Annotated in this window: 23 protein-coding genes and 4 tRNA genes; 19 read left to right on the top strand and 8 right to left on the bottom strand. The window is 65.4% G+C overall.

Annotated elements, in window-relative coordinates; all coding sequences use genetic code 11:
• The 4 genes from ileS to ispH all read left to right on the top strand — a co-directional run bounded on the left by ileS (position 1) and on the right by ispH (position 4,861).
• Entirely contained in the window at positions 1-2,832 is a 2,832-nt protein-coding gene (ileS, locus tag KVG96_RS01295; RefSeq protein WP_217890533.1) for an isoleucine--tRNA ligase, read from the top strand.
• A complete protein-coding gene (lspA, locus tag KVG96_RS01300) occupies positions 2,825-3,337 on the top strand; it encodes a signal peptidase II (RefSeq protein ID WP_085584187.1) in 513 nt (170 codons plus the stop codon). The genes ileS and lspA overlap by 8 nt, the downstream gene beginning before the upstream one ends.
• Positions 3,330-3,782, top strand: a complete 453-nt coding sequence (gene fkpB, locus KVG96_RS01305; protein ID WP_085584189.1) for an FKBP-type peptidyl-prolyl cis-trans isomerase — start codon at positions 3,330-3,332, stop codon at positions 3,780-3,782. Before lspA ends, fkpB begins: the two co-directional genes overlap by 8 nt.
• Before the next feature lie 134 nt (positions 3,783-3,916).
• A complete protein-coding gene (gene ispH, locus KVG96_RS01310) occupies positions 3,917-4,861 on the top strand; it encodes a 4-hydroxy-3-methylbut-2-enyl diphosphate reductase (RefSeq protein ID WP_217890534.1) in 945 nt (314 codons plus the stop codon).
• On the opposite strand, the gene KVG96_RS01315 is transcribed toward ispH, so the two are convergent.
• Positions 4,818-5,402 (bottom strand): GspH/FimT family pseudopilin, encoded by a 585-nt coding sequence (locus tag KVG96_RS01315; RefSeq protein ID WP_217890535.1) that lies wholly within the window; start codon positions 5,400-5,402, stop codon positions 4,818-4,820. The genes ispH and KVG96_RS01315 overlap by 44 nt on opposite strands.
• 125 nt (positions 5,403-5,527) lie before the next feature.
• Here KVG96_RS01315 and KVG96_RS01320 point away from each other — a divergent pair, with 125 nt between their 5' ends.
• From KVG96_RS01320 to thiO, 7 genes are read left to right on the top strand one after another with little or no spacing between them, the layout of a single operon-like run.
• A complete protein-coding gene (locus tag KVG96_RS01320) occupies positions 5,528-6,001 on the top strand; it encodes a GspH/FimT family pseudopilin (protein ID WP_217890536.1) in 474 nt (157 codons plus the stop codon).
• On the top strand, positions 5,998-6,447 hold the full coding sequence (gene pilV, locus KVG96_RS01325) for a type IV pilus modification protein PilV (protein WP_217890537.1): 450 nt from the start codon (positions 5,998-6,000) through the stop codon (positions 6,445-6,447). Before KVG96_RS01320 ends, pilV begins: the two co-directional genes overlap by 4 nt.
• Positions 6,444-7,157, top strand: coding sequence for a PilW family protein (locus tag KVG96_RS01330; RefSeq protein ID WP_217890538.1), 714 nt, complete (start codon positions 6,444-6,446; stop codon positions 7,155-7,157). The genes pilV and KVG96_RS01330 overlap by 4 nt, the downstream gene beginning before the upstream one ends.
• 10 nt (positions 7,158-7,167) lie before the next feature.
• Positions 7,168-7,647 (top strand): pilus assembly PilX family protein, encoded by a 480-nt coding sequence (locus tag KVG96_RS01335; protein WP_217890539.1) that lies wholly within the window; start codon positions 7,168-7,170, stop codon positions 7,645-7,647.
• Positions 7,634-10,723 (top strand): pilus assembly protein, encoded by a 3,090-nt coding sequence (locus tag KVG96_RS01340; protein ID WP_217890540.1) that lies wholly within the window; start codon positions 7,634-7,636, stop codon positions 10,721-10,723. The genes KVG96_RS01335 and KVG96_RS01340 overlap by 14 nt, the downstream gene beginning before the upstream one ends.
• Before the next feature lie 14 nt (positions 10,724-10,737).
• Positions 10,738-11,139 (top strand): type IV pilin protein, encoded by a 402-nt coding sequence (locus KVG96_RS01345; protein WP_217890541.1) that lies wholly within the window; start codon positions 10,738-10,740, stop codon positions 11,137-11,139.
• A gap of 56 nt (positions 11,140-11,195) precedes the next feature.
• Complete coding sequence (gene thiO / locus KVG96_RS01350) at positions 11,196-12,296, top strand: glycine oxidase ThiO (RefSeq protein WP_217890542.1); 1,101 nt, start codon at positions 11,196-11,198, stop codon at positions 12,294-12,296.
• A 117-nt stretch (positions 12,297-12,413) separates the two neighbouring features.
• Here the strand turns inward: thiO and KVG96_RS01355 are convergent, their stop codons facing one another.
• The 4 genes from KVG96_RS01355 to KVG96_RS01370 all read right to left on the bottom strand — a co-directional run bounded on the left by KVG96_RS01355 (position 12,414) and on the right by KVG96_RS01370 (position 16,711).
• Positions 12,414-13,757: a sigma-54-dependent transcriptional regulator gene (locus KVG96_RS01355; protein ID WP_217890543.1), complete on the bottom strand. Its 1,344-nt coding sequence runs from the start codon at positions 13,755-13,757 to the stop codon at positions 12,414-12,416.
• On the bottom strand, positions 13,754-15,343 hold the full coding sequence (locus KVG96_RS01360; protein WP_217890544.1) for a sensor histidine kinase: 1,590 nt from the start codon (positions 15,341-15,343) through the stop codon (positions 13,754-13,756). The genes KVG96_RS01355 and KVG96_RS01360 overlap by 4 nt, the downstream gene beginning before the upstream one ends.
• A complete protein-coding gene (locus tag KVG96_RS01365) occupies positions 15,333-15,566 on the bottom strand; it encodes a PP0621 family protein (protein ID WP_085584210.1) in 234 nt (77 codons plus the stop codon). The genes KVG96_RS01360 and KVG96_RS01365 overlap by 11 nt, the downstream gene beginning before the upstream one ends.
• A gap of 128 nt (positions 15,567-15,694) precedes the next feature.
• Entirely contained in the window at positions 15,695-16,711 is a 1,017-nt protein-coding gene (locus KVG96_RS01370) for an outer membrane protein assembly factor BamD (RefSeq protein WP_217890545.1), read from the bottom strand.
• Positions 16,712-16,862: 151 nt separating this feature from the next.
• Here KVG96_RS01370 and rluD point away from each other — a divergent pair, with 151 nt between their 5' ends.
• From rluD to KVG96_RS01410, 8 genes are all read left to right on the top strand, one after another.
• A complete protein-coding gene (gene rluD / locus KVG96_RS01375) occupies positions 16,863-17,825 on the top strand; it encodes a 23S rRNA pseudouridine(1911/1915/1917) synthase RluD (protein WP_085584315.1) in 963 nt (320 codons plus the stop codon).
• Entirely contained in the window at positions 17,822-18,559 is a 738-nt protein-coding gene (gene pgeF, locus KVG96_RS01380) for a peptidoglycan editing factor PgeF (protein ID WP_217890546.1), read from the top strand. Before rluD ends, pgeF begins: the two co-directional genes overlap by 4 nt.
• Positions 18,560-18,779: 220 nt before the next feature.
• A complete protein-coding gene (clpB, locus tag KVG96_RS01385) occupies positions 18,780-21,344 on the top strand; it encodes an ATP-dependent chaperone ClpB (protein ID WP_217890547.1) in 2,565 nt (854 codons plus the stop codon).
• A gap of 295 nt (positions 21,345-21,639) precedes the next feature.
• Positions 21,640-21,715: transfer RNA gene (locus tag KVG96_RS01390), tRNA-Asn, on the top strand.
• A 9-nt stretch (positions 21,716-21,724) separates the two neighbouring features.
• Positions 21,725-21,801: transfer RNA gene (locus KVG96_RS01395), tRNA-Pro, on the top strand.
• 5 nt (positions 21,802-21,806) lie between these two features.
• Positions 21,807-21,882: transfer RNA gene (locus tag KVG96_RS01400), tRNA-Lys, on the top strand.
• 93 nt (positions 21,883-21,975) lie between these two features.
• Positions 21,976-22,052: transfer RNA gene (locus KVG96_RS01405), tRNA-Pro, on the top strand.
• A gap of 169 nt (positions 22,053-22,221) precedes the next feature.
• Positions 22,222-23,847, top strand: a complete 1,626-nt coding sequence (locus KVG96_RS01410; RefSeq protein ID WP_217890548.1) for a methyl-accepting chemotaxis protein — start codon at positions 22,222-22,224, stop codon at positions 23,845-23,847.
• A gap of 73 nt (positions 23,848-23,920) precedes the next feature.
• On the opposite strand, the gene KVG96_RS01415 is transcribed toward KVG96_RS01410, so the two are convergent.
• The 3 genes from KVG96_RS01415 to KVG96_RS01425 all read right to left on the bottom strand — a co-directional run bounded on the left by KVG96_RS01415 (position 23,921) and on the right by KVG96_RS01425 (position 26,254).
• Complete coding sequence (locus KVG96_RS01415; RefSeq protein ID WP_085584220.1) at positions 23,921-24,328, bottom strand: HvfA family oxazolone/thioamide-modified RiPP metallophore; 408 nt, start codon at positions 24,326-24,328, stop codon at positions 23,921-23,923.
• Between the two features lie 390 nt (positions 24,329-24,718).
• Positions 24,719-26,017 (bottom strand): NAD(P)/FAD-dependent oxidoreductase, encoded by a 1,299-nt coding sequence (locus KVG96_RS01420; protein ID WP_085584222.1) that lies wholly within the window; start codon positions 26,015-26,017, stop codon positions 24,719-24,721.
• 63 nt (positions 26,018-26,080) lie between these two features.
• Positions 26,081-26,254 (bottom strand): DUF3094 family protein, encoded by a 174-nt coding sequence (locus KVG96_RS01425; RefSeq protein WP_085584224.1) that lies wholly within the window; start codon positions 26,252-26,254, stop codon positions 26,081-26,083.
• Positions 26,255-26,336: the final 82 nt, after the last annotated feature.

Raw genomic sequence — 26,336 nt, forward strand, 5'->3', positions numbered from 1 at the left:
ATGACCGACTATAAAGCCACGCTAAACCTTCCGGACACCGCCTTCCCAATGAAGGCCGGCCTGCCACAGCGCGAACCGCAGATCCTGCAGCGCTGGGACAGTATTGGCCTGTACGGAAAGTTGCGCGAGATTGGCAAGGACCGTCCGAAGTTCGTCCTGCACGACGGCCCTCCGTACGCCAACGGCACGATCCACATCGGTCACGCACTGAACAAGATTCTCAAGGACATGATCATCCGCTCGAAGACCCTGTCGGGCTTCGACGCGCCGTACGTGCCGGGCTGGGACTGCCACGGGCTGCCGATCGAGCACAAGGTCGAAGTGACCCACGGCAAGAACCTGGGCGCGGAAAAGACCCGCGAACTGTGCCGCGCCTACGCGTCCGAGCAGATCGAAGGCCAGAAGAGCGAGTTCATCCGCCTCGGCGTGCTGGGCGACTTCGCCAACCCGTACAAGACCATGGACTTCAAGAACGAGGCCGGTGAGATCCGCGCCCTCGCCGAAATCGTCAAGGGCGGTTTCGTGTTCAAGGGCCTCAAGCCCGTGAACTGGTGCTTCGACTGCGGTTCGGCCCTGGCCGAGGCGGAAGTCGAGTACGAGAACAAGAAGTCCTCGACCATCGACGTGGCGTTCCCGATCGCCGACGAGGCCAAGCTGGCCGCCGCGTTCGGCCTGCCGTCGCTGGCCAGGCCGGCCGCCATCGTGATCTGGACCACCACCCCGTGGACCATCCCGGCCAACCAGGCGCTGAACGTCCACCCTGAATTCAACTACGCCCTGGTCGATGTCGGCGACAAGCTGCTGGTGCTGGCCGAGGAACTGGTGGAGTCGTGCCTGTCGCGCTACGGCGTCGAAGGCACCGTGCTGGCCACCGCGCCGGGCTCGGCGCTGGAACTGATCAACTTCCGCCACCCGTTCTATGACCGCCTGTCGCCGGTGTACCTGGCCGACTACGTGGAACTGGGCGCCGGCACCGGCGTGGTTCACTCCGCTCCGGCCTACGGCGTGGACGACTTCGTGACCTGCAAGAAATACGGCATGGTCAACGACGACATCCTCAACCCGGTGCAGAGCAACGGCGTCTACGCGCCGTCGCTGGAATTCTTCGGCGGCCAGTTCATCTGGAAGGCCAACCCGGCCATCGTCGACAAGCTGAGCGAAGTCGGTGCGCTGCTGCACACCACCGTCATCGACCACAGCTACATGCACTGCTGGCGCCACAAGACCCCGCTGATCTACCGCGCCACCGCGCAGTGGTTCATCGGCATGGACAAGCAGCCGACCACCGGCGACACCCTGCGCCAGCGCTCGCTCAAGGCCATCGAAGACACCAGGTTCGTGCCGGCCTGGGGCCAGGCGCGCCTGCACTCGATGATCGCCAACCGTCCGGACTGGTGCATCTCCCGTCAGCGCAACTGGGGCGTGCCGATCCCGTTCTTCCTGAACAAGGAAAGCGGCGAGCTGCACCCGCGCACCGTCGAGCTGATGGAAGAGGTCGCCAAGCGCGTCGAAGCCGAAGGCATCGACGCCTGGTTCAAGCTGGACGCCGCCGAACTGCTGGGCGATGAGGCGCCGCTGTACGACAAGATCAGCGACACCCTCGACGTCTGGTTCGACTCGGGCACCACCCACTGGCACGTGCTGCGCGGCTCGCACCCGATGGGCCACGAGACCGGCCCGCGCGCCGACCTGTACCTGGAAGGCTCCGACCAGCACCGCGGCTGGTTCCACTCGTCGCTGCTGACCGGCTGCGCCATCGACAACCACGCGCCGTACCGCGAGCTGCTGACCCACGGCTTCACCGTGGACGAAGCGGGCCGCAAGATGTCCAAGTCCCTGGGCAACGTGATCGCGCCGCAGAAGGTCAACGACACCCTGGGCGCCGACATCATGCGCCTGTGGGTGGCGTCCACCGACTACTCCGGCGAAATGGCGGTGTCCGAGCAGATCCTGCAGCGCAGCGCGGACGCCTACCGGCGCATCCGCAACACCGCGCGCTTCCTGCTCTCCAACCTGACCGGCTTCAACCCGGCCACCGACCTGCTGCCGGCCGAAGACATGCTGGCGCTGGACCGCTGGGCGGTGGACCGCACGCTGCTGCTGCAGAACGAGCTGAAGGAAAGCTACGGCGAATACCGCTTCTGGAACGTCTACTCCAAGATCCACAACTTCTGCGTGCAGGAGCTGGGCGGCTTCTACCTCGACATCATCAAGGACCGCCAGTACACCACCGGCGCCGACAGCAAGGCCCGCCGTTCGTGCCAGACCGCGCTGTTCCACATCAGCGAGGCGCTGGTGCGCTGGATCGCGCCGATCCTGGCGTTCACCGCCGACGAGCTGTGGCAGTACCTGCCGGGCGAGCGCAACGAATCGGTGATGCTCAACACCTGGTACGAGGGCCTGACCGAACTGCCGGAAGGCTTCGAGCTGGGCCGTGCCTACTGGGACCGCATCATGGAAGTGAAGGTCGCGGTCAACAAGGAAATGGAGATCCAGCGCGCGGCCAAGGCCGTCGGCGGCAACCTGCAGGCCGAAGTGACCCTGTTCGCCGAGGACGCCCTGAGCGCCGACCTGGCCAAACTGAGCAACGAACTGCGCTTCGTGCTGATCACCTCCACCGCCGCCGTCGCGCCGTTCGCCCAGGCGCCGGCCGATGCGGTGGCCACCGAAGTCGGCGGCCTGAAGCTGAAGATCGTCAAGTCGAACCACACCAAGTGCGCCCGCTGCTGGCACTGCCGTGAAGACGTCGGCGTGAACCCGGAGCATCCGGAAATCTGCGGCCGTTGCGTGGACAACATCAGCGGCGCCGGCGAGGTTCGTCACTATGCCTAATGCCGTGGGCCGTTTCGGACGGCTGGGCTGGCTCTGGTTGAGCGTGCTGGTGCTGGTCATCGACCAGGCCAGCAAGTTCTACTTCGAAGGCAAGCTCGAAATGTTCCAGCAGATCGTGGTCATTCCCGACTACTTCAGCTGGACCCTGGCCTACAACACCGGCGCCGCGTTCAGCTTCCTGGCGGACAGCTCCGGCTGGCAGCGCTGGCTGTTCGCGCTGATCGCCATCGTGGTCAGCGCGGTGCTGGTGGTCTGGCTCAAGCGCCTGGGCCGCAACGAAACCTGGCTGGCCGTCGCCCTGGCGCTGGTGCTGGGCGGTGCGCTGGGCAACCTGTATGACCGCATCGCCCTGGGCCATGTGATCGATTTCATCCTGGTGCACTGGCAGAACCGCTGGTACTTCCCGGCGTTCAACTTCGCCGACAGCGCCATCACCGTGGGTGCGGTGATGCTGGCACTGGACATGTTCAAATCCAAGAAAACCGAAGAGGCCGTTCATGACTGAACAGGTATCGGCCGTGCAACGCATCGGCCAGAACACCGAAGTCACCTTGCACTTCGCATTGCGCCTGGAGAACGGCGACACCGTCGACAGCACCTTCGACAAGGCCCCGGCGACCTTCAAGGTCGGCGACGGCAACCTGCTGCCGGGCTTCGAGGCGGCGCTGTTCGGCTTCAAGGGCGGCGACAAGCGCACCCTGACCATCGAGCCGGAAAACGCCTTCGGTCAGCCGAACCCGCAGAACGTGCAGGTCATCCCCCGTTCGCAGTTCACGGGCATGGAGCTGTCGCCCGGTCTGCTGGTGATCTTCAACGATGCGGCCAATACTGAATTGCCGGGCGTGGTGAAGGAATTCGACGACGCGCAAGTGACCGTCGACTTCAACCACCCGCTGGCCGGCAAGACACTGACCTTTGACGTGGAAATCATTTCCGTCAAGGCGCTCTGAGTCATCGGGCAGTAACCGTGCGGGAGCGGGCAGGCTTGCTCCCGCAGTGTTCTTCCTCATTCGAAGGGGACTTTCCCCTTCGAATGGTTTTTACTGTATTCGCAATTTCTTGCGCGCAAGGCACGAGGCACAGCATGCAAATCAAACTCGCCAACCCCCGTGGCTTCTGCGCCGGCGTGGACCGGGCGATCGAAATCGTCAACCGCGCCCTGGAAGTGTTCGGGCCGCCGATCTACGTGCGCCATGAAGTGGTGCACAACAAGTTCGTGGTCGAAGACCTGCGCAGCCGCGGCGCGATCTTCGTCGAGGAGCTGGATCAGGTGCCGGACGACGTCATCGTGATCTTCAGTGCCCACGGCGTCTCCCAGGCCGTGCGCAGCGAAGCCGCCGGCCGCGGCCTGAAGGTGTTCGACGCCACGTGCCCGCTGGTGACCAAGGTGCACATCGAAGTGGCGAAGTACAGCCGCGACGGGCGTGAATGCATCCTGATCGGCCATGCCGGCCACCCGGAAGTCGAAGGCACCATGGGCCAGTACGACGCCAGCAACGGCGGCGCGATCTACCTCGTCGAGGACGAGCAGGACGTCGCCGAACTGCAGGTGCACAACCCGGACCGGCTGGCCTTCGTCACCCAGACCACGTTGTCCATGGACGACACCAGCCGTGTCATCGACGCCTTGCGCACCCGGTTCCCGGCCATCGGCGGCCCGCGCAAGGACGACATCTGCTACGCCACGCAAAACCGGCAGGACGCAGTCAAGCAACTGGCCGACGAGTGCGATGTGGTGCTGGTGGTCGGCAGCCCGAACAGCTCCAACTCCAACCGCCTGCGCGAACTGGCCGAGCGGATGGCCACCCCGGCCTACCTGATCGACGGCGCCGAAGACCTGCAAGAGGCCTGGTTCGAAGGCGTCGAGCGCATCGGCATCACCGCCGGCGCCTCTGCCCCGGAAGTGCTGGTGCGCGGCGTGATCCAGCAGTTGCAGGCCTGGGGCGCCACCGGCGCCGACGAGTTGGCCGGGCGTGAAGAGAACATTACGTTCTCGATGCCGAAAGAGTTGCGCGTCCGTTCGATCTGACCCCCTGCGCCTTGCCGCATAGCGCCTGTTCGGCCTTTTCGCCGGCCAGGCGCACGCGGCCGCTCGCCGCCAGCACGATCTGCCATCGGCTGACCGGCTCCCGGGCCGAGCAGATGTGCAGCTTCCCCGCCTGAAACGACCTTCCGGGCATCAGCGGCTGGCCCAGGCCGCTGAACCGCACATAGCGGCTGACCCACCAGTTGCCGACGACCGGCACTTTCCCGTCGCTCGCATGCTCGACCAGCACCGGATTGGCGCTGTCTTCCGGCCCCTTGCCGTTGATGTCCAGAATGATCCGCCAGCCCCGGCCCCAGTCGCCGTCGATTCCGTGCATCACCACGGTCCGGTTGTGCGTGATGGCCAGCGTGCGGGCATGGCGGATGCCTTCCAGCAGCGACCGCGCCGCCTGTTCCTGGCGGTTGGACTCCGTGAGCGCGGCGTACGCCGGGCCGACCAGCGACAGAACAATTGCGCCGATCGCCAGTCCCATGAGCAGTTCGACCAGGCTCAGGCCCCGTTGCGGCGTGACAGGTTGCGGCATGAAGGCTCCCTCCGTGGAGCGGCTGTGCGGCGCCTCCCGGCGTCGGGCAGGGCAAATCGACCGACATCGGCCGGCCGGATGTTCTAGCGTGTATCAGGTATAGCCGACGGCAACGGAGGGCATCGATGGATCATCGTACAAAAGGTTTCACGCTGGTCGAGCTGCTGGTGGCGGTCGCGGTGTTCGTGGTCCTGGTCACGATGGCGGTGCCGGCGTTCACCCGGTCGGTGCAGGGCAGCAAGGCCGACACCGAAGTCGGCGATCTGCAGCGGGCCCTCAACTACGCACGGCTTGAGGCGATCGACCGCGGCGTGACCACCCGGATCCGGCCGACCGCAGGCGGCAGCGTCTGGACCGGCGAACTGTCGGTCTACGACAGCACGGGCACCCCGGCCAATGTATTGCGGGTTGTTCCTGCGATGAGCAGCGGCGCGAGTCTGACGCTAACCTCAGGAGTGAGCGCGCTGGATTTCAACAATCTGGGCGGGCTGGCGGCGCCGTCGACGGCGGTGGTCATCAGCTACACGCTGGGAACGCAAAGCAGGACGCTGAACGTGTGTCTTAACGGACGAATCCAATTGGGTGGAAGCTGCGGATGAGGGCAGGGAGCAAGGGTGCACAGGAGGGCATGACGCTGATCGAGGTGCTGGTCGCGTTGCTGATTCTGACGGTCGGGTTGCTGGGGGCGGCGGCGGTTCAGCTCAACGCGCTGAAATACACCGACAGCTCGCGGATGGCCAGCCAGGCCAGTTTCATCGCCTACGACATGATGGACCGGATCCGCGCCAATTCCGCGGCCGACTACACCGTCTCGCCGCCTGCCTCGGGCAACCTGAGCGTGGCCCGGGATCAGGACCTCTACGATTTCACCACCAACATCACAGGTTTCGGCGGGCCCACCGCCACCGGCACCATCACGCTCAACCAGCGGGTGTACACCATCACCATCACCTGGAGCGACGCCCGGGCCGCCAACGCCGCGACCGCCCAGCGCAGCTTCGTGCTCACCAGCCGCGCCGCCGTCGATCCGGTGGCCACGCCATGAACCGCCGCAACCGAGGGTTCGGCCTTATCGAGCTGCTGGTGGCCCTGGCGTTGGGGCTGATCGTGGTGCTGGGCGTGGTGCAGATCTTCATCGCCGCGAAAAACACCTACGCCAGCCAGAACAGCGCCGCCGCCATGCAAGAGGACGCGCGCTTCGTGCTGAGCAAGATGATCCAGGAGATCCGCATGGTCGGGATGTTCGGCTGCCTGGGCACCATCACCGACTCCAGCTCCGCCGGCGACTTCAACGCCAGCCAGGTCACGCCGATCAGCTGGGACAACGCCAACCTCAAGCTCACCCTGGTCACCGCCGATGTCGGCGGCAGCGGCGGGACGCCGACCTGGACGGTGGTCTCCGATTGCCGCAACAGCGCCACGGCCTACACCGGCGTGCGGGCCGCAGCGTCCGGGCAGATCGCGTTCCCGATCCGTCGCCTGGTCTACAGCTTCAGCAACAACCAGATACTCCTGGGCACCGGCAGCGGCACGCCGACCCAGGCGGCGCTGGTGAACAACGTCAGCGCCTTCAGTGTGATGTTCGGCCTGGCGGCTTCAGCCACCGATGTCGCGGCCTCCACCTACAGCAGCAACCCCAGCGATCCGGCCCGCATCCGCAGCGTGCGCCTGAGCCTGACCCTCACCGACCCGAACAACCGGGTGCGCAGCCAAACCTTCAACGTGGTTGCCGCCTTGCGCAACCGCCTGCAGTGAGGGCCGGACGATGACGATCCCTTTCCGTCCCCCGCAGGCGCAGCGCGGCATGGTGCTGCTGGTCAGCCTGGTGTTCCTGCTGCTGTTGACGCTGATCGGGCTGTCGTCCATGCAGAGCGCCAACCTCCAGGAAAAGATGGCCGGCAGCGTCAGCCTGCGCAACCAGTCGTTCCAGGTGGCCGAGGCGGCGCTGCGCATCGGCGAAAGCGCGGTGCAGCTCGACAGCTATTCGCTGGCGGTGTGCGCCACCACGGCCCAGTGCGCGCCGCCGGCGGAGTCGTCGACGGTCAGTTCGGCGGGGCTCAATTCCACGTCCGGGGTGACCTGGATCGCCGCCGGCAGCGGGTTCTACGGCGTGCAGAACATCGGCACCACCCTGACCGCCGTCAATGTGCCGAGCAACACCTCGGCGACGCTGTACCGGGTCACGGCCGTCGGCGTCGCCGGCACTTCGCGCAGCGTGGTGGAGAGTGTCTATGCCAAGTACTGATCTGCGCCGGCCATGGCGGGCCCTGCTGGTCGGGCTGCTGCTCGGCGGCTATCTGGCGGCGCCGGCCTACGCCTTCACGCCGTCCGACTCGCCGTTGCTGAGTGCTGCGGCGGTGCCGCCGAACGTGATGTTGCTGATCGACGATTCGGGGAGCATGAACAGCATCATCTACGCGGCGGGATTCGACCCGACGGTGGATCGCACGCCGGCCCGGCAGTGCAACGCCTTCGCAGGCCTGTGCCTGAGCTCGACGGCGATCACAGGCGACTCGGTGTTCCTGTCGAGCCTGCCTACCTCGGGCTGCTCCGGCGGCGCCTACGCGTTCTACAACAACTCGCTGACGCCCCTGTGCCTGAAGCTGCCGGATCCGGTAGGCAGCGGCAACACGCGCTATTCGGGCGACTACCTCTCGTACATCGTCGGCCTGGCCAACGGCAGCAACCGCGATTTCACCACGGGTGCGATCCCCAACGACTACCGGATCAACGTCGCGCGCAACGTGTCCACCGCGCTGGTCACCAGCAACCGCACCCTGCGCATCGGCCTGGCGACGTTCAACCCGGCCACCAACAACAACCCCGGCAACGGCGGTTACATCGCCCGTTCGGTCAGCGACCTGTCGCCGGTGTCCGGCAGCGTCACCCAGGCCCAGGCCGACAGCAACTACAACGCCCTGATTTCCTCGATCAATGGCCTGAGCGCGGTGGCCAACACGCCGCTGGCCGAGACCTACTACGAAATCACCCGCTACATGCGCGGCCTGGCGCCGTACTACAACAGCACGCCGAGCACCTACACCAGTCCGATCCAGTACCGCTGCCAGAAAAACTACGGGGTGGTGATCACCGACGGCCTGCCGACCTACGACCGCACCTTCCCGAACAACGACCCTTTGGGCGGCAATCGCTTGCCCAACTGGGATGGGGTCAACAACGACGGCAACAACCTCAACGGCGACAGCGAGGGCGACACACTGTACCTGGACGACATCGCCAAGTTCGCCTTCGACATCGACATGCGCTCCACCGGCAACGACGCGGCGGGCAAGAGCTGGAACGCGGCGGACTTCCCCAAGCAGAACATGAACACCTACACCGTGGGCTTCACCGCCGCCAACGACATGCTTTCGGACGCCGCCGGCTACGGCCAGGGCAAGTACTACCAGGCCACCGACAGCGCCGGCCTCAACACCGCGCTGTCCGCCGCGCTGAGCGACATCACCTCCAAGGCCGGCTCCGGCGGCAGCGGGGTCGCCAGCGGCAACACCCTGGCCAGCGGCACCAGCTACTTCCAGACCAGCTACGACCCCAAGGACTGGCGCGGCACCATCAAGTCCTTCGGGTTCACCTCGGCCGGCGCCGTGAACACGTCGACGGTGCTGTGGAGCACCGACACGGCCATCGTGCCCAGCGCCACGGCGCCGACCTACCAGTCGTGGAACACCACGACCAACGCCGCCGTCACCCTGGCCTTCGGTAACTTTTCCGCCGCCCAGCAGACCGTCCTGGGCCAGGGCCTGCCCACCGGCATCAGCGGCAGCGATCTGGTGGAGTGGAGCAAGGGCACCAACAAGGCCGGCCTGAAAGTGCGCAGCGTACTGCTGGGCGACATCATCAACTCGCCGCTGGTGCTGGCGTCGCCCTCGGAGAAAACCGCGTCCGACCTGTCGGGCGACACCTCCTACAGCACGTACCTGACCACCAAGGCGGCCAACATGAACGCCAGCCTGGTGGTGAACGGCAACGACGGATTCGTCAGCGTCATCAACTCGGCCAACGGCACCCGGCGCTACGCCTACATGCCGTCGAGCGTGCTGCCGTTGCTGCGTCTGATCGCAGACCCGGCCTACATCAACGGCGTCGGCCACAAGTTTTTGGTGGACGGCCAGGTCGGCGTGTACGACGCGCAGTTCGGCACCGCCTGGAAAACCCTGGCCATCGGCGGCACCGGCGCCGGCGGCAAGACCTTCTACGGGCTTCAACTGTACGACGCCTCGGCGGGCAACGTGATCAAGGGGCTTTGGGAAGTCAGCGCACCGTCCGCCGCCAGCGCGTCGAACGTGTTCAACGATCTGGGCTACGCCTATGCCCGGGCGGAAGTGGCACGCCTGGCCGACGGGCGCTGGGCGGCCTTCATCGCCAACGGCTACGGCAGCAACTCCGGGGTGGCGGCGCTGTATGTGCTGGATGTGCGCGACGGTTCGCTGATCCGCAAGATCGTGATCGACGCCACCGAAACCACCAACGGCCTGTCGTCGGTCAAGCTCAAGGTCGACTCGCAGAACGTGGTGCAGGCCGCGTACGGCGGCGACCTGAAAGGGCGCCTGTGGAAGTTCGACCTGAGCGCGGCCTCCAGCGACAGCTGGGGCGTGGCGTTCTCCGGCAAGCCGCTGTTCACCACGGCGGGTGGGGCGACCCAGCCGATCACCGCGCAGCCGTTGCTGGCGGACAACGCTCTGGGCGGCAAGCAGGTCTTCGTCGGCACCGGCAAGTTCAACGAAACCGCCGACAAGACCAACAAGGATCTGCAGGCGTTCTATTCGGTGTGGGACGCCGACGGCGGGTCGGGGCAGTTGACGGTCAGCAGCCTGCAGGCCCAGGCCATCACGGGTGTGTTCTCAGGCAGCTCCGGGCAATTCGTCACCACCTCCCAGAACGACACGACGTATCCGGCAGAGAAAGGCTGGTACTTGCCGCTGGTGTACAACAACGTGCTGACCGGCGAGCGGGTGATCAACCAGGCCAGCCTGGTGCTGGGGCGGATCGTGTTCACCACCGCCAGCGTCGACACCACCGACCCGTGTTCCAGCTTCGGGACGGGCAAACTCATCGAACTCGAGGCGTTCAGCGGTAAGATGCTCAACTACGCGGTGCTCGACACCAACGCCGACGGCGTGGTCGACACCAACGACACGATCTCCAGCGGCGTGGTGTTCAACGGCGGCATCCCGACCGTGAACGCCATCGTCAACGGGGCGAGCCGCAAGGTCGTGAACGATTCCAGTGGCACCATCACCACGCTGGTGGAAAAATCCGGCGGCGGCAGCCGCCGCATCATGTGGCGGCAACTACAGTGAGCGAGAACCGAGGCATGCGCAGAACCAACCGAGGCTTCACCCTGATCGAAATCATGATCGTGATCGCGATCATCGGTATCGTCATCACCATCGGCTATCCGAGCCTCACCGAGTACGTGAAGAAGGGCCGCCGTGGCGAAGTGGTGTCGCTGCTGTCGGAGCAGGCGCAGATTCTCGAGCGGTTCTACTCGAAGAACAACGTCTACACCAACGTCACCGGCCTGAGCGCCGGCAACGACTTCTACACCCTCACGCCGACGATCACCGACCAGACCTTCCTGCTGACGGCGACGCGCAAGGCCGGCACGGCGATGGCCACCGACAAGTGCGGGGACTTCACCCTCACCAACACCGGCGTGAGAAGCATGAACAACGCGACCACCGGGCTGACCACCAAGGATTGCTGGGGCCGCTGAGCCGCTTTATCGGGGCGCCCTGTGCGCCCGCTGTCTATTTAACGGTTGGAACTGAGATGACCAGGCAACAGCAAGTGGTGATTGTCGGTGGCGGGGTGATTGGCCTGCTCACCGCGTACAACCTCGCCAGCGAGGTGGGCAGCGTGGTGCTGCTGGATCGGTCGGACCTGGGGCGGGAATCGTCCTGGGCCGGCGGCGGCATCGTGTCTCCGCTCTATCCGTGGCGCTACAGCCCGGCGGTGACCGCCCTGGCGCATTGGTCGCAGGATTTTTATCCACAGCTGGGCGAGCGCCTGTTCGCCGCCACCGGCGTCGACCCTGAAGTGCACACCACCGGCCTGTACTGGCTGGACCTGGACGACGAGGCCGAGGCGCTGGCCTGGGCCGAACGGGAAGGGCGTCCGCTGCGGCCTGTGGATATCTCGGCGGCCCACGACGCGGTGCCGGCGCTGGGCGGCGGGTTCTCCCGGGCCGTCTACATGGAGGACGTGGCCAACGTGCGCAACCCGCGCCTGGTCAAATCGCTGAAGGCGGCGTTGCAGGCCCTGCCGAACGTCACCATCCGCGAGCAGTGCGAAGTCGGTGGATTCGTCCGCGAAGCGGGCCGGGTGGTCGGCGTCGAGACCTCGGTGGGCGTGATCCGCGGCGATCAGGTGGTGTTGACCACCGGCGCCTGGAGCGGCGAACTGCTCAAGACCCTGGGCCTGACGTTGCCGGTCGAGCCGGTCAAAGGCCAGATGATCCTCTACAAATGTGCGGCGGACTTTTTGCCGAGCATGGTGCTGGCCAAGGGGCGCTATGCGATTCCGCGCCGCGACGGGCACATCCTGATCGGCAGCACGCTGGAGCATGAAGGCTTCGACAAGACGCCGACCGACGTGGCCTTGGCCAGCCTGAAGGCTTCGGCGGTGGAGCTGCTGCCGGCGCTGGCCGACGCCGAGGTGGTGGGGCATTGGGCCGGCCTGCGGCCGGGCTCGCCGGAAGGCGTTCCCTACATCGGCGCCGTGCCGGGCTTTGACGGGCTGTGGCTCAACTGCGGGCATTACCGCAACGGGCTGGTGCTGGCGCCGGCGTCGTGTCAGTTGTTCGCCGATGTGATGCTGGGGCGGGCGCCGATCATCGATCCGGCCCCGTATGCGCCGCAGGGGCGGATCTAGCCGGCACTCGGCGCGTCGGCGAGGCCGCCATCGTCGGATCGCCGCCCGGAGCGGGCTTGCCCGCGAAGGCGTCAGTCAAGGCACCGCAGGACAAGACAGTCGCTCCCTTAAAGGGCCTCAGTCCAGCCCCAGTTTCTTGAGGCGGTAGCGCATCGAGCGGAACGACAGGTTCAGGCGTTGCGCCGCCGCCGTGCGGTTCCAGCGGGTTTCCTCGAGCGCTTGCAGGATCAGCTTGCGCTCGACGTTTTCCAGGTAGTCCTCCAGGTTGTCGATCTGCGTCAGGTCGGCGATGCCGCCCTCGGCCGCGCAGTTGCCTTCGCTCAGGCGCAGGTCGTCGGCTTCGATCGTGCGGTTTTCGCACAGGGTGTGCGCCCGTTCGAGGACGTTCTCCAGTTCCCGCACGTTGCCCGGGAAGCGGTAGTTCTTCAGGGCCTCGAGCGCTTGCGGGTGCAGGCGCGCCACCGGCTGGCCGGTGCTGTTGGCCAGGCGCTTGAGCATCTGGCCGGCCAGCGCTTCGATGTCGTCGCGTCGCTCGCGCAGGGAGGGCACCCGCAGTTCGATCACGTTCAGGCGGTAATACAGATCCTGACGGAATCGTCCGGCGGCGACCTCGGCGTCCAGATCCTTGTGCGTGGCGCAAAGGATGCGCACATCGACAACGGTTTCCTGCTGGCCGCCGACGCTGCGCACGGCCTTTTCCTGGATCGCCCGCAGCAGCTTGACCTGCATAGACAGCGGCAGATCCGCCACCTCGTCGAGAAACAGCGTGCCGCCGTGGGCCGCCTGGAACAGGCCGGGCTTGTCCTCCACCGCGCCGCTGAAGCTGCCTTTGCGGTGGCCGAAGAACTCGCTCTCCATCAGCTCCGAAGGGATCGCCCCGCAATTGACCGGCACGAACGGCTGGCCGGCCCGCGGCCCCTGTTCGTGGATCAGGCGTGCGACCAGTTCCTTGCCGCTGCCGGACTCGCCGCTGATGTACACCGGCGCCTGGCTGCGGGCGAGCTTGTCGATCTGCTTGCGCAGGTTGCGCATGGGCGGGGAGTCGCCCAGCAGCCGCCGTTCGATCGATGAGACGCCGCCCGCCGCCGGCACGCGCAGGGCGCTGGCGACCAGTTCGCGCAGGCGCGCAAGGTCCACCGGTTTGGTGAGGAAGTCGAAGGCCCCGGCCTTCAGGGCGTTGATCGCGGTTTCCAGGCTGCCGTAGGCGGTGATCATCGCCACCGGCAGCTGTGGATAACGTTGCTGGAGGTGCTGCACCAGCTCAAGCCCGGTGCCGTCGGGCAGGCGCATGTCCGTCAGGCACAGGTCGAAGGCCTCGCGGTGCAGCAGCGCCCGGGCCTCGGCCAGGTTGCGCGCGCTGAAGGTGTCGAGTTTCATCCGTCCCAGGGTGATTTCCAGGAGTTCGCGGATATCCGGCTCGTCGTCGACGATCAGGACTTTTTGCCGTGGGCTCGTAGTCAACTTTGTTTCCGTCCGTGAGCAAAGGTGATGCGAAAGCAGCCGCCGCCTTGGCGTGGTTTGAAGTCTAGGCGCGCTTGATTGCTTTCGCACAGCTCACGGGACAGATAGAGCCCAAGGCCGGTGCCCTGGCTGCTGGTGGTGAAGAACGGTTCGAACAGGTGCGCCTGCTGCTCGGGCGCCACACCCGGGCCGTTGTCCTGCACGTGCAGCACGGCCTGGCGGGATTCGGGGTCGAGGGACAGCTCCAGCCAGACTTCGGCCTGTTCGTGCAGCGCGCCGCTGTGGCGCCAGCCGTTGCGCACCAGGTTGTCGAGGACCTGGGTCAGTTGGTCGGGATCCATCAGGGTGCGCAAGTCGCCGGCGCCGATGTGCACGTGCAGCGACTGACGGGCGGTCGCCTGCTCGCGGGCCTCGGCGGCGAAGCGTTCCAGCCAGGGCTTGAGATCCAGCCGCTGCGGTTCGCTTTGCTGGCGGCGGGACAGTTGCAGGACGTTTTCGATGACTCGGTTCATGCGCTGGGAGTGGTCTTGGATGATCTGCGTCAGACGCCGGTCGGCGCCGTCGAGTTCCTCGGACTCGCCCAGCAGTTGCGCCGCATGGCTGATGGCGCCCAACGGGTTGCGGATCTCGTGGGCGATGCCGGCGGTCAGGCGCCCGAGCGCCGCCAGCTTCAGTTGCTGGGCCTGTTGGGCGATCTGCGCGAGGTCTTCGAGAAACACCAGGGTCTGGCGTCCCGGGCTCTGCTCCAGGGCGATGAAGCTCGGTTGCAGCACAGGGCCGTCACCGGGCATCTTCAGGCTCTGGGGGCGCAGGCTCGGGTTGCTCAGCCACAGTTGCAGACGTTCGACCAGCCCCGGTGCGCAGTCGTCGATCAGTTGCCCGTCGAGGTGCTGTCGGCCCAGCAGGGCCTTGGCGCTGTGGTTGGCCAACTGGATGCGGCGCTGTTCGTCGAGCACCAGGATGCCGGTGCGCATGCGTTGCAGGATCAGGGCGTTGAGGGCCTCGAGGCCTTCCACTTCGCTGGCGCGGCGCTCGGCCAGGTGCTCGCTGACCTCCAGGCGCTGCATCAGGCCCTGCACCAGCAGGGACGCCGCGAAGCACAAGGCACCGAGGGTGCCGGCCTGCAGGTAGTCGTTGGGGCTCAGGGGATGCTCGAAACTGAGCAGGAAGCTCAGGGCGACGATGCCGAGGGCGCCGACGGCGGCGATCAGCAGGCCGATCCGTCGGCGCAGCAGGGTATTGCTGATGGCCACCGAGACGATCAGCAGGTTGCCCAGGGAGCTCGCCACGCCGCCGGCCGCGTAGAACAGGCCGCAGAGCAGCAGGATGTCGGTCAGCGCCAGGCCGAACAGTTGCGCCGGGCGGCGGATGTTCTCCAGGAACACCACCAGGAGGATGTTCAGCACCAGGTACAGCCAGCTGCCGCTGCGCAGCAGTTCGTCGTCGGCCGACGTCAGCAGGCGGTTGTCCATGTTGCTGGATATCAGCAGCACCAGGGTGATGCCGACGCTCAAGCGAAAGAGATGATAGAGGCGCAGCAGGCGCTGGGCCTGCTTGCCGGAGGCGTCGGCGGTCTCAGCGACCACTGGAGCCGGGGCCTTGCTCCAGGTGCGCCTGGCTGCAGTACCACTGCTGCTCGAGGCTCAGGGCACGGTCGCGGGGCAGGTGCACGCCGCAATGGGCGCAGCGCACCATGGGCGCTGCGTCCTGTTCGCGGGGAGACTGGGCGGGGGAGGCAGGGGCCTTGATCTTGCGCCAGAGCCAGACGGCGGCGGCGATCAGGGCGATCCAGAACAGTAAACGAAGCATGATGGGCGGCTTTTCGGCTGATGATCCGGCAGTTTAGCCAAGGAGTCCGCCGGTCGCACAGCCCCGTCAAACGCGGCAACGAAAAAGGGAGATCCGAAGATCTCCCTTTCTGGTGCGGCCGCTGCGGATCAGTCGAACAGACCGAAGGTCATGTAGCTGAAGATCGAACGGTCGGAGCTGCCGGACTCGGATTCCGGCTCTTCGATCACGTTGCCGTTTTCGTCTTTTGGCTTGAGCTCGTTCGGGATCGCGTCCTTCGCGTCCTGGAACTGCTTCTGCACGTCCTGGTTGGCGCGGGTCTCTCCCGGCGGCAGCGGCGGACGGGACTCGATCAGGCCGAGGGTGGCCTTGCTCAGCCACGAACGGTTGTCGGCTTCGGCCACCGACGGCACGAACTGACCGTCCACCAGGCTCGGGTGGTTCGGGTAGTTGAGCTTCAGGGTCTCGAGGCTGGAGGCCGCCAGTTCGTCCAGGTGCAGGCGCTGGTAGGCTTCGGTCATCACCGCCAGGCCGTCGCCCACCGATGGGGTCTCCTGGAAGTTTTCCACCACGTAGCGGCCACGGTTGGCGGCGGCGACGTAGGCCTGACGGGTCAGGTAGTAGTCGGCCACGTGGATCTCGTAGGCCGCCAGCAGGTTGCGCAGGTAGATCATGCGCTGCTTGGCGTCCGGCGCGTAGCGGCTGTTCGGGTAGCGGCTGGTCAGCTGGGCGAACTCGTTGTAGGAGTCGCGGGCGGCGCCCGGGTCACGCTTGGTCATGTCCAGCGGCAGGAAGCGCGCCAGCAGGCCGACGTCCTGGTCGAACGAGGTCAGGCCCTTGAGGTAGTAGGCGTAATCGACGTTCGGGTGCTGCGGATGCAGGCGGATGAAGCGCTCGGCGGCGGACTTGGCGGCTTCCGGCTCGGCGTTCTTGTAGTTGGCGTAGATCAGTTCGAGCTGGGCCTGGTCGGCGTACCGGCCGAACGGATAGCGCGACTCCAGGGCCTTCAGCTTGGCGGTGGCGCTGGTGTAGCTGCTGTTGTCCAGGTCGTTCTGGGCCTGCTGGTACAGCTCGGCTTCGCTCAGGTTTTCGTCTACGACTTCCTTCGATGAGCAAGCGGCGGTCAATGCGAGGATGGCGATCAGCAGCAGGTGTTTCACTTGCATGGCGGCTTGCGTCCCTATGACGGCCGCTGTCTTGGGCGGGACCGTCCTGTTATGATGAGCGCCCCGTTGAAAAGCCTCGGGGCAAAAGAAGCCGTATTTAACCACAAGCGCGCAGCCGAAACCAAAGGCTGTGCCGACGCCCAGTCCGAGCATGTCCGATAAAATTGAACTTCGCGCAGAGGTGCCGTCCGAACTGGGCGGCCAACGCCTCGATCAAGTCGCCGCCCAACTCTTCGCCGAGCACTCGCGCTCGCGCCTTTCCGCCTGGATCAAAGACGGCCGCCTGACCGTGGACGGCGCGGTCATCCGTCCGCGCGACATCGTTCACGGCGGCTCGGTGCTGGAGCTGACCGCCGAGCAGGAAGCCCAGGGCGAGTGGGTGGCCCAGGACATCGAGCTGGACATCGTCTATGAAGACGACGACATCCTGGTGATCAACAAGCCTGCCGGTCTGGTGGTGCACCCGGCCGCCGGCCACGCCGACGGCACGCTGCTCAACGCCCTGCTGCACCACGTGCCGGACATCGTCAACGTCCCGCGTGCCGGCATCGTGCACCGCCTGGACAAGGACACCACCGGCCTGATGGTGGTGGCCAAGACCATCCAGGCGCAGACCAAACTGGTCGCCCAGCTGCAGAGCCGCACCGTCAGCCGCATCTATGAATGCATCGTGATCGGCGTGGTGACCGCCGGCGGCAAGATCAACGCGCCGATCGGCCGCCACGGCCAGCAGCGCCAGCGCATGGCGGTGATGGAAGGCGGCAAGCCGGCCGTCAGCCACTACCGCGTGCTGGAGCGCTTCCGTTCCCACACCCACGTGCGGGTGAAGCTGGAGACCGGGCGCACCCACCAGATCCGCGTGCACATGGCGCACATCAACTTCCCGCTGGTCGGCGACCCGGCCTACGGCGGCCGTTTCCGCATTCCGCCGGCCGCGAGCCAGACCATGGTCGAGTCCCTCAAGCATTTTCCGCGTCAGGCCCTGCATGCGCGGTTCCTTGAGCTGGAACACCCGACCACCGGCGAGCGTATGAGTTGGGAATCGCCGCTGCCGGAAGACTTCGTCTGGCTGCTGACCCTGCTCAAGCAGGACCGCGAGGCGTTCGTCGGATGAACTGGCTGACGCCGGACTGGCCCGCGCCGGCCAGCGTCAAGGCCTGTGTCACCACCCGCGAGGGCGGTGTCAGCGAGGCGCCGTTCGACACGCTCAACCTGGGCGATCACGTGGATGACCGCCCCCAGGACGTCGCCGAGAACCGTCGGCGCCTCACCGATCACTTTTCGATCAGGCCCGCCTGGCTGCAGCAGGTCCACGGCATCGCCGTGGCCCACGCCGACCCCGCCGTGGTGGCGACCGCCGACGCCAGTTGGACCGCCACGCCTGGCATCGCCTGCGCCGCGATGACGGCCGATTGCCTGCCGGCGCTGTTCTGCGACCGTGCGGGCACCCGCGTCGCCGCCGCCCATGCCGGCTGGCGCGGTCTGGCTGCCGGCGTGCTGGAAGCCACCCTAGACACCCTGGGCACCGCGCCTGATGACGTGTTGGTGTGGCTTGGCCCGGCCATCGGCCCGCAGGCCTTCGAAGTGGGCCCGGAAGTGCGGGAAGTCTTCGTCGATCAATTACCCGCCGCGGCAGCCGCTTTTGTCCCGAGCCAAAACGCCGGCAAGTTCATGGCCGACATCTATCTGCTGGCGCGCCTGCGCCTGGCCGAGCGGGGTGTCACGGCGGTGTACGGCGGCGGTTTCTGCACCGTCAGCGACCCGCGCTTCTTCTCCTACCGCCGCGCATCGCGCACCGGGCGCTTCGCCTCGCTGGTGTGGCTGGAGGCCCCCGGCGGCGCCGTCTGAAGGCGCCGGTTTCTGCCATGCCGCGTCGCCCGAGGCCGGCAACCGACCGTCAAACGGAAACGCATCGGCCCGCCCGGGCACCCGCTAAGCTTGTCTGACCTGCATCAATCCCCTGACGCTTGAATCTTCCAGAATCGGCCGCATCTATAGCGGTATCTGGCAGGTTTCTTCATTCAGGATGGTTTCCTAGATCCGACCTGCTCAAAAGGAAGGTGACCCCATGCGTATAGACCGTTTAACCAGCAAACTTCAGTTGGCCCTGTCCGATGCCCAATCCCTGGCCGTCGGCCTCGACCATCCGGGCATCGAACCTGCGCACCTGATGCAGGCCATGCTCGAACAGCAGGGCGGCTCGATCAAACCCCTGTTGATGCAGGTGGGCTTCGACGTCAACAGCCTGCGCAAAGAGCTGACCAAAGAGCTCGACCAACTGCCGAAAATCCAGAACCCGACCGGCGACGTCAACATGTCGCAGGACCTGGCGCGCCTGCTCAACCAGGCCGACCGCCTGGCCCAGCAGAAGGGTGACCAGTTCATATCCAGCGAGCTGGTGCTGCTCGCCGCCATGGACGAGAACAGCAAGCTGGGCAAGCTGCTGCTCGGCCAGGGCGTGAGCAAGAAGGCCCTGGAGAACGCGATCAACAACCTGCGCGGCGGCGAGGCGGTCAACGACGCCAACCACGAGGAATCGCGCCAGGCCCTGGACAAGTACACCATCGACCTGACCAAGCGCGCCGAAGACGGCAAGCTCGACCCGGTGATCGGCCGTGACGACGAGATCCGCCGCACCATCCAGGTCCTGCAGCGCCGCACCAAGAACAACCCGGTGCTGATCGGCGAGCCTGGCGTGGGCAAGACCGCCATCGCCGAAGGCCTCGCCCAGCGGATCATCAACGGCGAAGTGCCGGACGGCCTGCGCGGCAAGCGTCTGCTGTCGCTGGACATGGGCGCGCTGATCGCCGGCGCCAAGTACCGCGGCGAGTTCGAGGAGCGGCTCAAGGCGCTGCTCAACGAACTGTCCAAGCAGGAAGGGCAGATCATCCTGTTCATCGACGAGTTGCACACCATGGTCGGCGCCGGCAAGGGCGAAGGCTCGATGGACGCCGGCAACATGCTCAAGCCGGCCCTGGCCCGCGGCGAACTGCACTGCGTGGGCGCCACGACGCTCAACGAGTACCGCCAGTACATCGAGAAGGACGCGGCCCTTGAGCGGCGTTTCCAGAAGGTGTTGGTGGACGAGCCGAGCGAAGAGGACACCATCGCGATCCTGCGCGGCCTGAAGGAGCGCTACGAGGTGCACCACAAGGTGGCGATCACCGACGGCGCGATCATCGCGGCGGCGAAGCTCAGCCATCGCTACATCACCGACCGGCAGTTGCCGGACAAGGCCATCGACCTGATCGACGAGGCCGCCAGCCGCATCCGCATGGAAATCGATTCCAAGCCCGAAGTGCTGGACCGTCTGGAGCGCCGCCTGATTCAGCTGAAGGTCGAATCCCAGGCGCTGAAGAAGGAAAGCGACGACGCGGCGAAGAAGCGCCTGGAGAAGCTTCAGGAAGAAATCGACCGCCACGAGCGCGAGTATTCGGACCTGGAAGAGATCTGGAACTCGGAAAAGGCCGAAGTCCAGGGCTCTGCGCAGATCCAGCAGAAGATCGAGCAGTCCCGCCAGGAACTGGAAGCGGCGCGGCGCAAGGGCGACCTCAACCGCATGGCCGAGCTGCAGTACGGGGTGATCCCGGACCTGGAGCGCAGCCTGCAGATGGTCGACCAGCACGGCAAGAGCGAGAACCAGTTGCTGCGCAGCAAGGTGACCGAAGAGGAAATCGCTGAAGTCGTGTCGAAGTGGACCGGCATCCCGGTGTCGAAAATGCTCGAAGGCGAGCGCGACAAACTGATGAAGATGGAAAGCCTGCTGCATCAGCGTGTGATCGGCCAGGACGAGGCGGTGGTGGCGGTGGCCAACGCCGTGCGGCGTTCCCGCGCCGGGCTGGCGGATCCGAACCGGCCGAGCGGCTCGTTCATGTTCCTCGGCCCGACCGGGGTCGGCAAGACCGAGCTGTGCAAGGCGCTGGCCGAGTTCCTCTTCGACACCGAAGAGGCGATGGTGCGGATCGACATGTCCGAGTTCATGGAGAAACACTCCGTGGCGCGGTTGATCGGTGCGCCGCCGGGCTACGTGGGCTATGAAGAGGGCGGTTACCTGACCGAAGCGGTTCGGCGCAAGCCGTACTCGGTGATCCTTCTGGACGAAGTCGAGAAGGCCCACCCGGACGTGTTCAACATCCTGCTGCAAGTGCTGGAGGACGGACGCCTGACCGACAGCCACGGGCGCACGGTGGATTTTCGCAACACGGTGATCGTGATGACCTCCAACCTCGGCTCGATGCAGATCCAGGAACTGGTGGGCGACCGCGAGGCCCAGCGTGCGGCGGTGATGGACGCGATTTCCACCCACTTCCGGCCGGAGTTCATCAACCGGGTCGACGAAGTGGTGATCTTCGAGCCGTTGGCGCGGGATCAGATCGCCGGCATCACCGAGATCCAGCTGGGCCGCCTGCGCAGCCGTCTGGCCGAGCGCGAGCTGAAGCTGGAGCTGAGCCCGGAGGCGATGGACAAGCTGATTGCCGTCGGCTACGACCCGGTCTATGGCGCACGTCCGCTGAAACGGGCGATCCAGCGCTGGATCGAGAACCCGCTGGCGCAGTTGATCCTGTCCGGACGCTTCATGCCGGGCGAAACGGCGACCGGTGTGGTGGAGAACGACGAGATCGCGTTCAGCTGACGCTCGGCGCCAAAGAAGAAGGCCTCGCCCATCGCGAGGCCTTTTTTTTCGCCAGGCTGTTGAACTCAAAGGAAAAGGCTTGTAAAGTGCGCCCCGCAGTCAGTCACCCGCAGGGCTTCAGCTCACTGAGTTGAAATCCGAAATAAGTTGCAAATCATTAACTTGAAAGCAATTTAGGGGGTTGACAGAGGTGTTCTAGGTTGTAGAATAGCGCGCCTCAGACACACGAACGCAGCGATGCGAACGGGTGGCGGAGGTGAGGCAAGCCTCACTGTTGTAACTTGAAATATGTAGTTCCGTGATAGCTCAGTCGGTAGAGCAAATGACTGTTAATCATTGGGTCCCAGGTTCGAGTCCTGGTCACGGAGCCAATTTCAAACCGGGGTATAGCGCAGTCCGGTAGCGCGCCTGCTTTGGGAGCAGGATGTCAGGAGTTCGAATCCCCTTACCCCGACCATATTTGGGTCGTTAGCTCAGTTGGTAGAGCAGTTGGCTTTTAACCAATTGGTCGTAGGTTCGAATCCTACACGACCCACCATTTTTGAAACCAGTTCGCTGGAATCGAATCTTAAGATCAGACGCCAAAAGCTCTGTTCGCAGAAGGCGCCTTTCGAAGGTGCCTTTTTTTTACCGGGGTATAGCGCAGTCCGGTAGCGCGCCTGCTTTGGGAGCAGGATGTCAGGAGTTCGAATCCCCTTACCCCGACCATACAAAGAAATCCCCGCATCGAAAGATGCGGGGATTTTTTTTGCCCGTCAGAAACGCAATTTCATTCAAGTCATCGTACAACTTGCCGATAGCCCGCTAGCAAAAGAGGGGCAGGCCGCCGTGCCGTTCGCCCTCTAACCTGGCCAATACAAGAAAAAGGGCGTTCGTCATGTTGCTTCGTCAGTTGAACATTGCTCCCCGTGCCGCACTGGGATTCGCTGTGATCGCGGTTTTGGTGGCGCTGCTCGGGGTGTTTTCGCTGGGGCAGATGTCGAGCATCCGCGACAGCGAGGTCGCGGTGGAAACCCAATGGCTGCCGAGCATCCGTGGCGGTGACGAAATCCGCGAGATCATGCTGCGCATCCGCACCATCTCCTTGCGCATGGCGTTGGATCCGGATCCGAAGAACGTCGCCGCCTACCGCAGCCAGATGGACACCCGCGACAAGGAGCTGAGCGAGAAGATCGCCGCCTACGACAAGCTGGTGGTCACCCCTGAGGGGCAGCAGTTGTACGACCAGTTCAAGAAAACCTTCGCCGCCTACCGCACCGGCATCGCCCAATCCTTCGTCCTCGCCGAACAAGGCAAGCGCGATGAGCTGACCAGGCTACTGCTGGTCGACATGAAGACCGTGGTCGACGGCTCCGGCAAGCAGCTCAGCGACCTGGCGGATCTGTTCACCCGACAGGTCGCCGCCGAGAGCCAGAACTCCGCCGCGCACTACGAGACCTCGCGCACCATCGTCAGCCTGTTCATCGTGCTGGCGGCCCTGGCCACCGTGGCGTTGGCCATGTTGCTGACCCGCAGCATCGTGCGTCCGCTGGCGAGCGCGGTGGACGCCGCCGAAAGCGTGGCCGGCGGCGATCTCACCCGTCCGATCGAAGCCCGCGGCAACGACGAGGTCAGCCGCCTGCTCAAGGCGCTGGCGACCATGCAGCAGAACCTGCGCGAGACCCTGCAGGGCATCAGCGGTTCGGCCACGCAACTGGCCACCGCGGCCGATGAGCTGAACGCCGTCACCCTCGACAGCACCCAGGGCCTGCAACAGCAGAACAATGAAATCGAACAGGCGGCGACGGCGGTCAACGAGATGACCACGGCGGTGGAGGAGGTTGCGCGCAATGCCGTGTCCACCTCCGACGCCACGCGCCAGTCCAGCGAGTCGGCGCACCTGGGGCAGGAGCGGGTCGGCGAGACCGCCGAGGCCATCAATGCCCTGGTCAGCGAAGTGCAGCACACCGGCGAGCTGGTGCAGTCCCTGGCCGACCAGTCTCAGGACATCGGCAAAGTGCTCGACGTGATCCGGGCGATCGCCGAGCAAACCAACCTGCTGGCGCTCAACGCCGCCATCGAGGCGGCGCGGGCGGGCGAGAGCGGCCGGGGTTTTGCGGTGGTGGCCGATGAGGTGCGGGCACTGGCCTACCGCACCCAGCAGTCGACCCAGGAAATCGAACAGATGGTGCAAGGCATGCGCAGCGGATCGGGCCTGGCCCTGGAGTCGATGCAGGCCAGCGCCTCCCGAGCGGCCACGACACTGGTGCTGGCCGAACGGGCGGGCGAGGCGCTGCAGACCATCACGGCCTCGGTGCACGAGATCCACGAGCGCAACCTGGTGATTGCCAGCGCCGCCGAAGAGCAGGCGCAAGTGGCGCGGGAAGTGGACCGCAACCTGGTGAACATCCGCGACCTGTCGGTGCGCTCGGCGGCCGGGGCCGACCAGACCAGCGCCTCCAGCCATGAGCTGTCGCAACTGGCCAATGCCTTGCAGGGTATGGTGCGGCGTTTCCGCCTCTGACTTCTGCGGGCACGAAAAAGCCGCGCTTCTCGTAGGAGAATGCGCGGCTGTGTGTCGGACATCAGGCGGGCAATCAGGCGCCGTCTTGATCTTTCAGGTGTTCGAACAGGCCTTTGGGCATTTTCTTGCCGTTGGCTTCGAAGTTGGCTTTGACGTTGTTGTACGCTTCCTGCTCGTCGATGAAGCCGTCATGGTTGGTGTCGATCTTGTCGAAGTCGGATTTCGGCGCGACCTTCAGGAACTCGGCGCGGGACACCTTGCCGTCGCCATCGGTGTCGGTCTTGGCCATCGAGGCATCGCCGCATTTGCCTTCACCGCATTTGCCTTCCGGCGTCTTCACCGAGGTTTCGGCCGAGGCGACCATGTAGCCCTGGGCCAGCGGCTGGGCGGCGAACACCGAGCCGGAAAGCATCAGGCCGCCGGCCAGCACGGCGCCGACCAGGCCAATGGAGTTCTTGCCGATTTTCGAGGTACGGGACATTGCATTCTCCTACGGTTGCTCAGTGCAACCACGCGTTAAGGGCATTTGCCGGCGCGGGTGCGCTCGGGTGTGGCCATTAGGCGGCGCCGATGTATCGCGACTGTGTCGCGGGGCGAGGCGTTTGTAAGCGAAGGCGGGAAATGCGGGGGCGGGATACAGTGAGAAACACTGGCTCTGGTGCGGGTCGAACATTAGCGGCTTGATCCAGCCCGGTGTCGACCTCACCGGCGTCATCGCCAGCAGGCTGGCTCCCACAGGGTTGGGTGGGTGAAATCAGGATCTGCGGTCACTGCGTGGGAGCGAGCCTGCTCGCGGTGGCGTCGGCCCAGGCGAGATCATTTCGTCTGGATCACCGCATCGCGGGCAGGCTCGCTCCTGCAGGCTTCTACATCAATGCAGCTTCAGGCGCGGCTCGGTGCCCCGGCCGATCTTGCTGCCGAGCATCAGCATCGCCGTGCGGAACGGCCCGTACAGCGCCATCTGGTGCATGCGGTACAGCGACACGTAGAACATCCGCGCCAGCCAGCCCTCCAGCATCACTGTGCCGGTCAGGTTGCCCATCAGGTTGCCCACCGCCGAGAAGCGCGACAGAGAAATCAGCGAGCCGTAGTCGGTGTACTTGTACTCCGGCAACGCCTTGCCTTCGATCCGCAGCTTCAGCGACTTGGCCAGCAGCGACGCCTGCTGGTGCGCAGCCTGGGCGCGGGGCGGCACGTTGCGGTCCGTGCCCGGTTGCGGGCAGGCGGCGCAGTCGCCGAAGGCGAAGATGTTCTCGTCGCGGGTGGTCTGCAGCGTCGGCAGCACCTGCAGCTGGTTGATGCGGTTGGTCTCCAGGCCGTCGATGTCCTTGAGGAAGCCCGGCGCGCGGATCCCGGCGGCCCAGACCTTGAGGCTGGCCTTGATCTGGCTGCCGTCGGCGGTGATCAGGCTGTCGGCGGTGACTTCGCTGACCGACGCGTTGGTCATCACGTTGACCCCGAGCTTTTCCAGGGTCTTGTGCACCGGGCCGCTGATCCGCTCCGGCAGGGCCGGCAACACCCGCGGACCGGCTTCGATCAGGGTGATGTGCATGTTTTCCGGCTTGATCCGGTCGAGGCCGTAGGCCGCCAGCTCATGGGCGGCGTTGTGCAGCTCGGCCGCCAGTTCGACGCCGGTGGCGCCGGCGCCGACGATGGCCACGCTGATCTGCTCGTCGCTTTCGTTCTGGCCGGCATGGGCGCGCAGGTAGTGGTTGAGCAACTGCTGGTGGAAGCGCTCGGCCTGTTTGCGGGTGTCGAGGAACAGGCAATGCTGCGCCGCGCCCTGGGTGCCGAAATCGTTGGTGGTGCTGCCGACGGCGATCACCAGGGAGTCATAGGGCACTTCCCGGGCGGGCACCAGTTCGATGCCGTTTTCGTCGTAGGTGGCGGCCAGCTGGATTTTCTTCGCGGCACGGTCGAGCCCGCTCATGCGCCCCAGCTGGAACTCGAAGTGGTTCCATTTCGCCTGGGCGACATAGTTGAGTTCGTCTTCGGAGGAGTTCAGCGATCCGGCGGCCACTTCGTGCAGCAGCGGTTTCCAGATGTGGGTCAGGTTGGCGTCGACCAGCATGACGCTGGCGGTGCCGCGCTTGCCCAGGGTCTTACCCAGACGGGTAGCCAACTCCAGGCCGCCGGCGCCGCCGCCGACAATGACAATACGATGGGACATGGGAACAACTCGCAAGGCTAAAGGAAATCGTTGTCGTGGTTACCCGAGCGAGCGCAAGGCAGCTCATAGCGTCAGGTAACTGATGAGTCGGCTCAACAGGCCGAGGCCGACGGTGACCGCCACCACCAGCACCAGGAGCATCCACGGCCGGAAAGGCCGGCGCTCGACGCGGTGCTGGGACAGTTGCAGGTACTCTTCGACATGCTTCTGGTCATCGGGGTTCAGGCGGCTGGTCATGTGAGGCCTCGTCAGGGATAGACGTTGCTGGATGCGCAGACGTTACAGCGGTTTGCCTGCGCGCGTTGAACGGCGCAGGGCA

It is taken from the genome of Pseudomonas ekonensis (assembly GCF_019145435.1).
GTDB lineage: Bacteria > Pseudomonadota > Gammaproteobacteria > Pseudomonadales > Pseudomonadaceae > Aquipseudomonas > Aquipseudomonas ekonensis.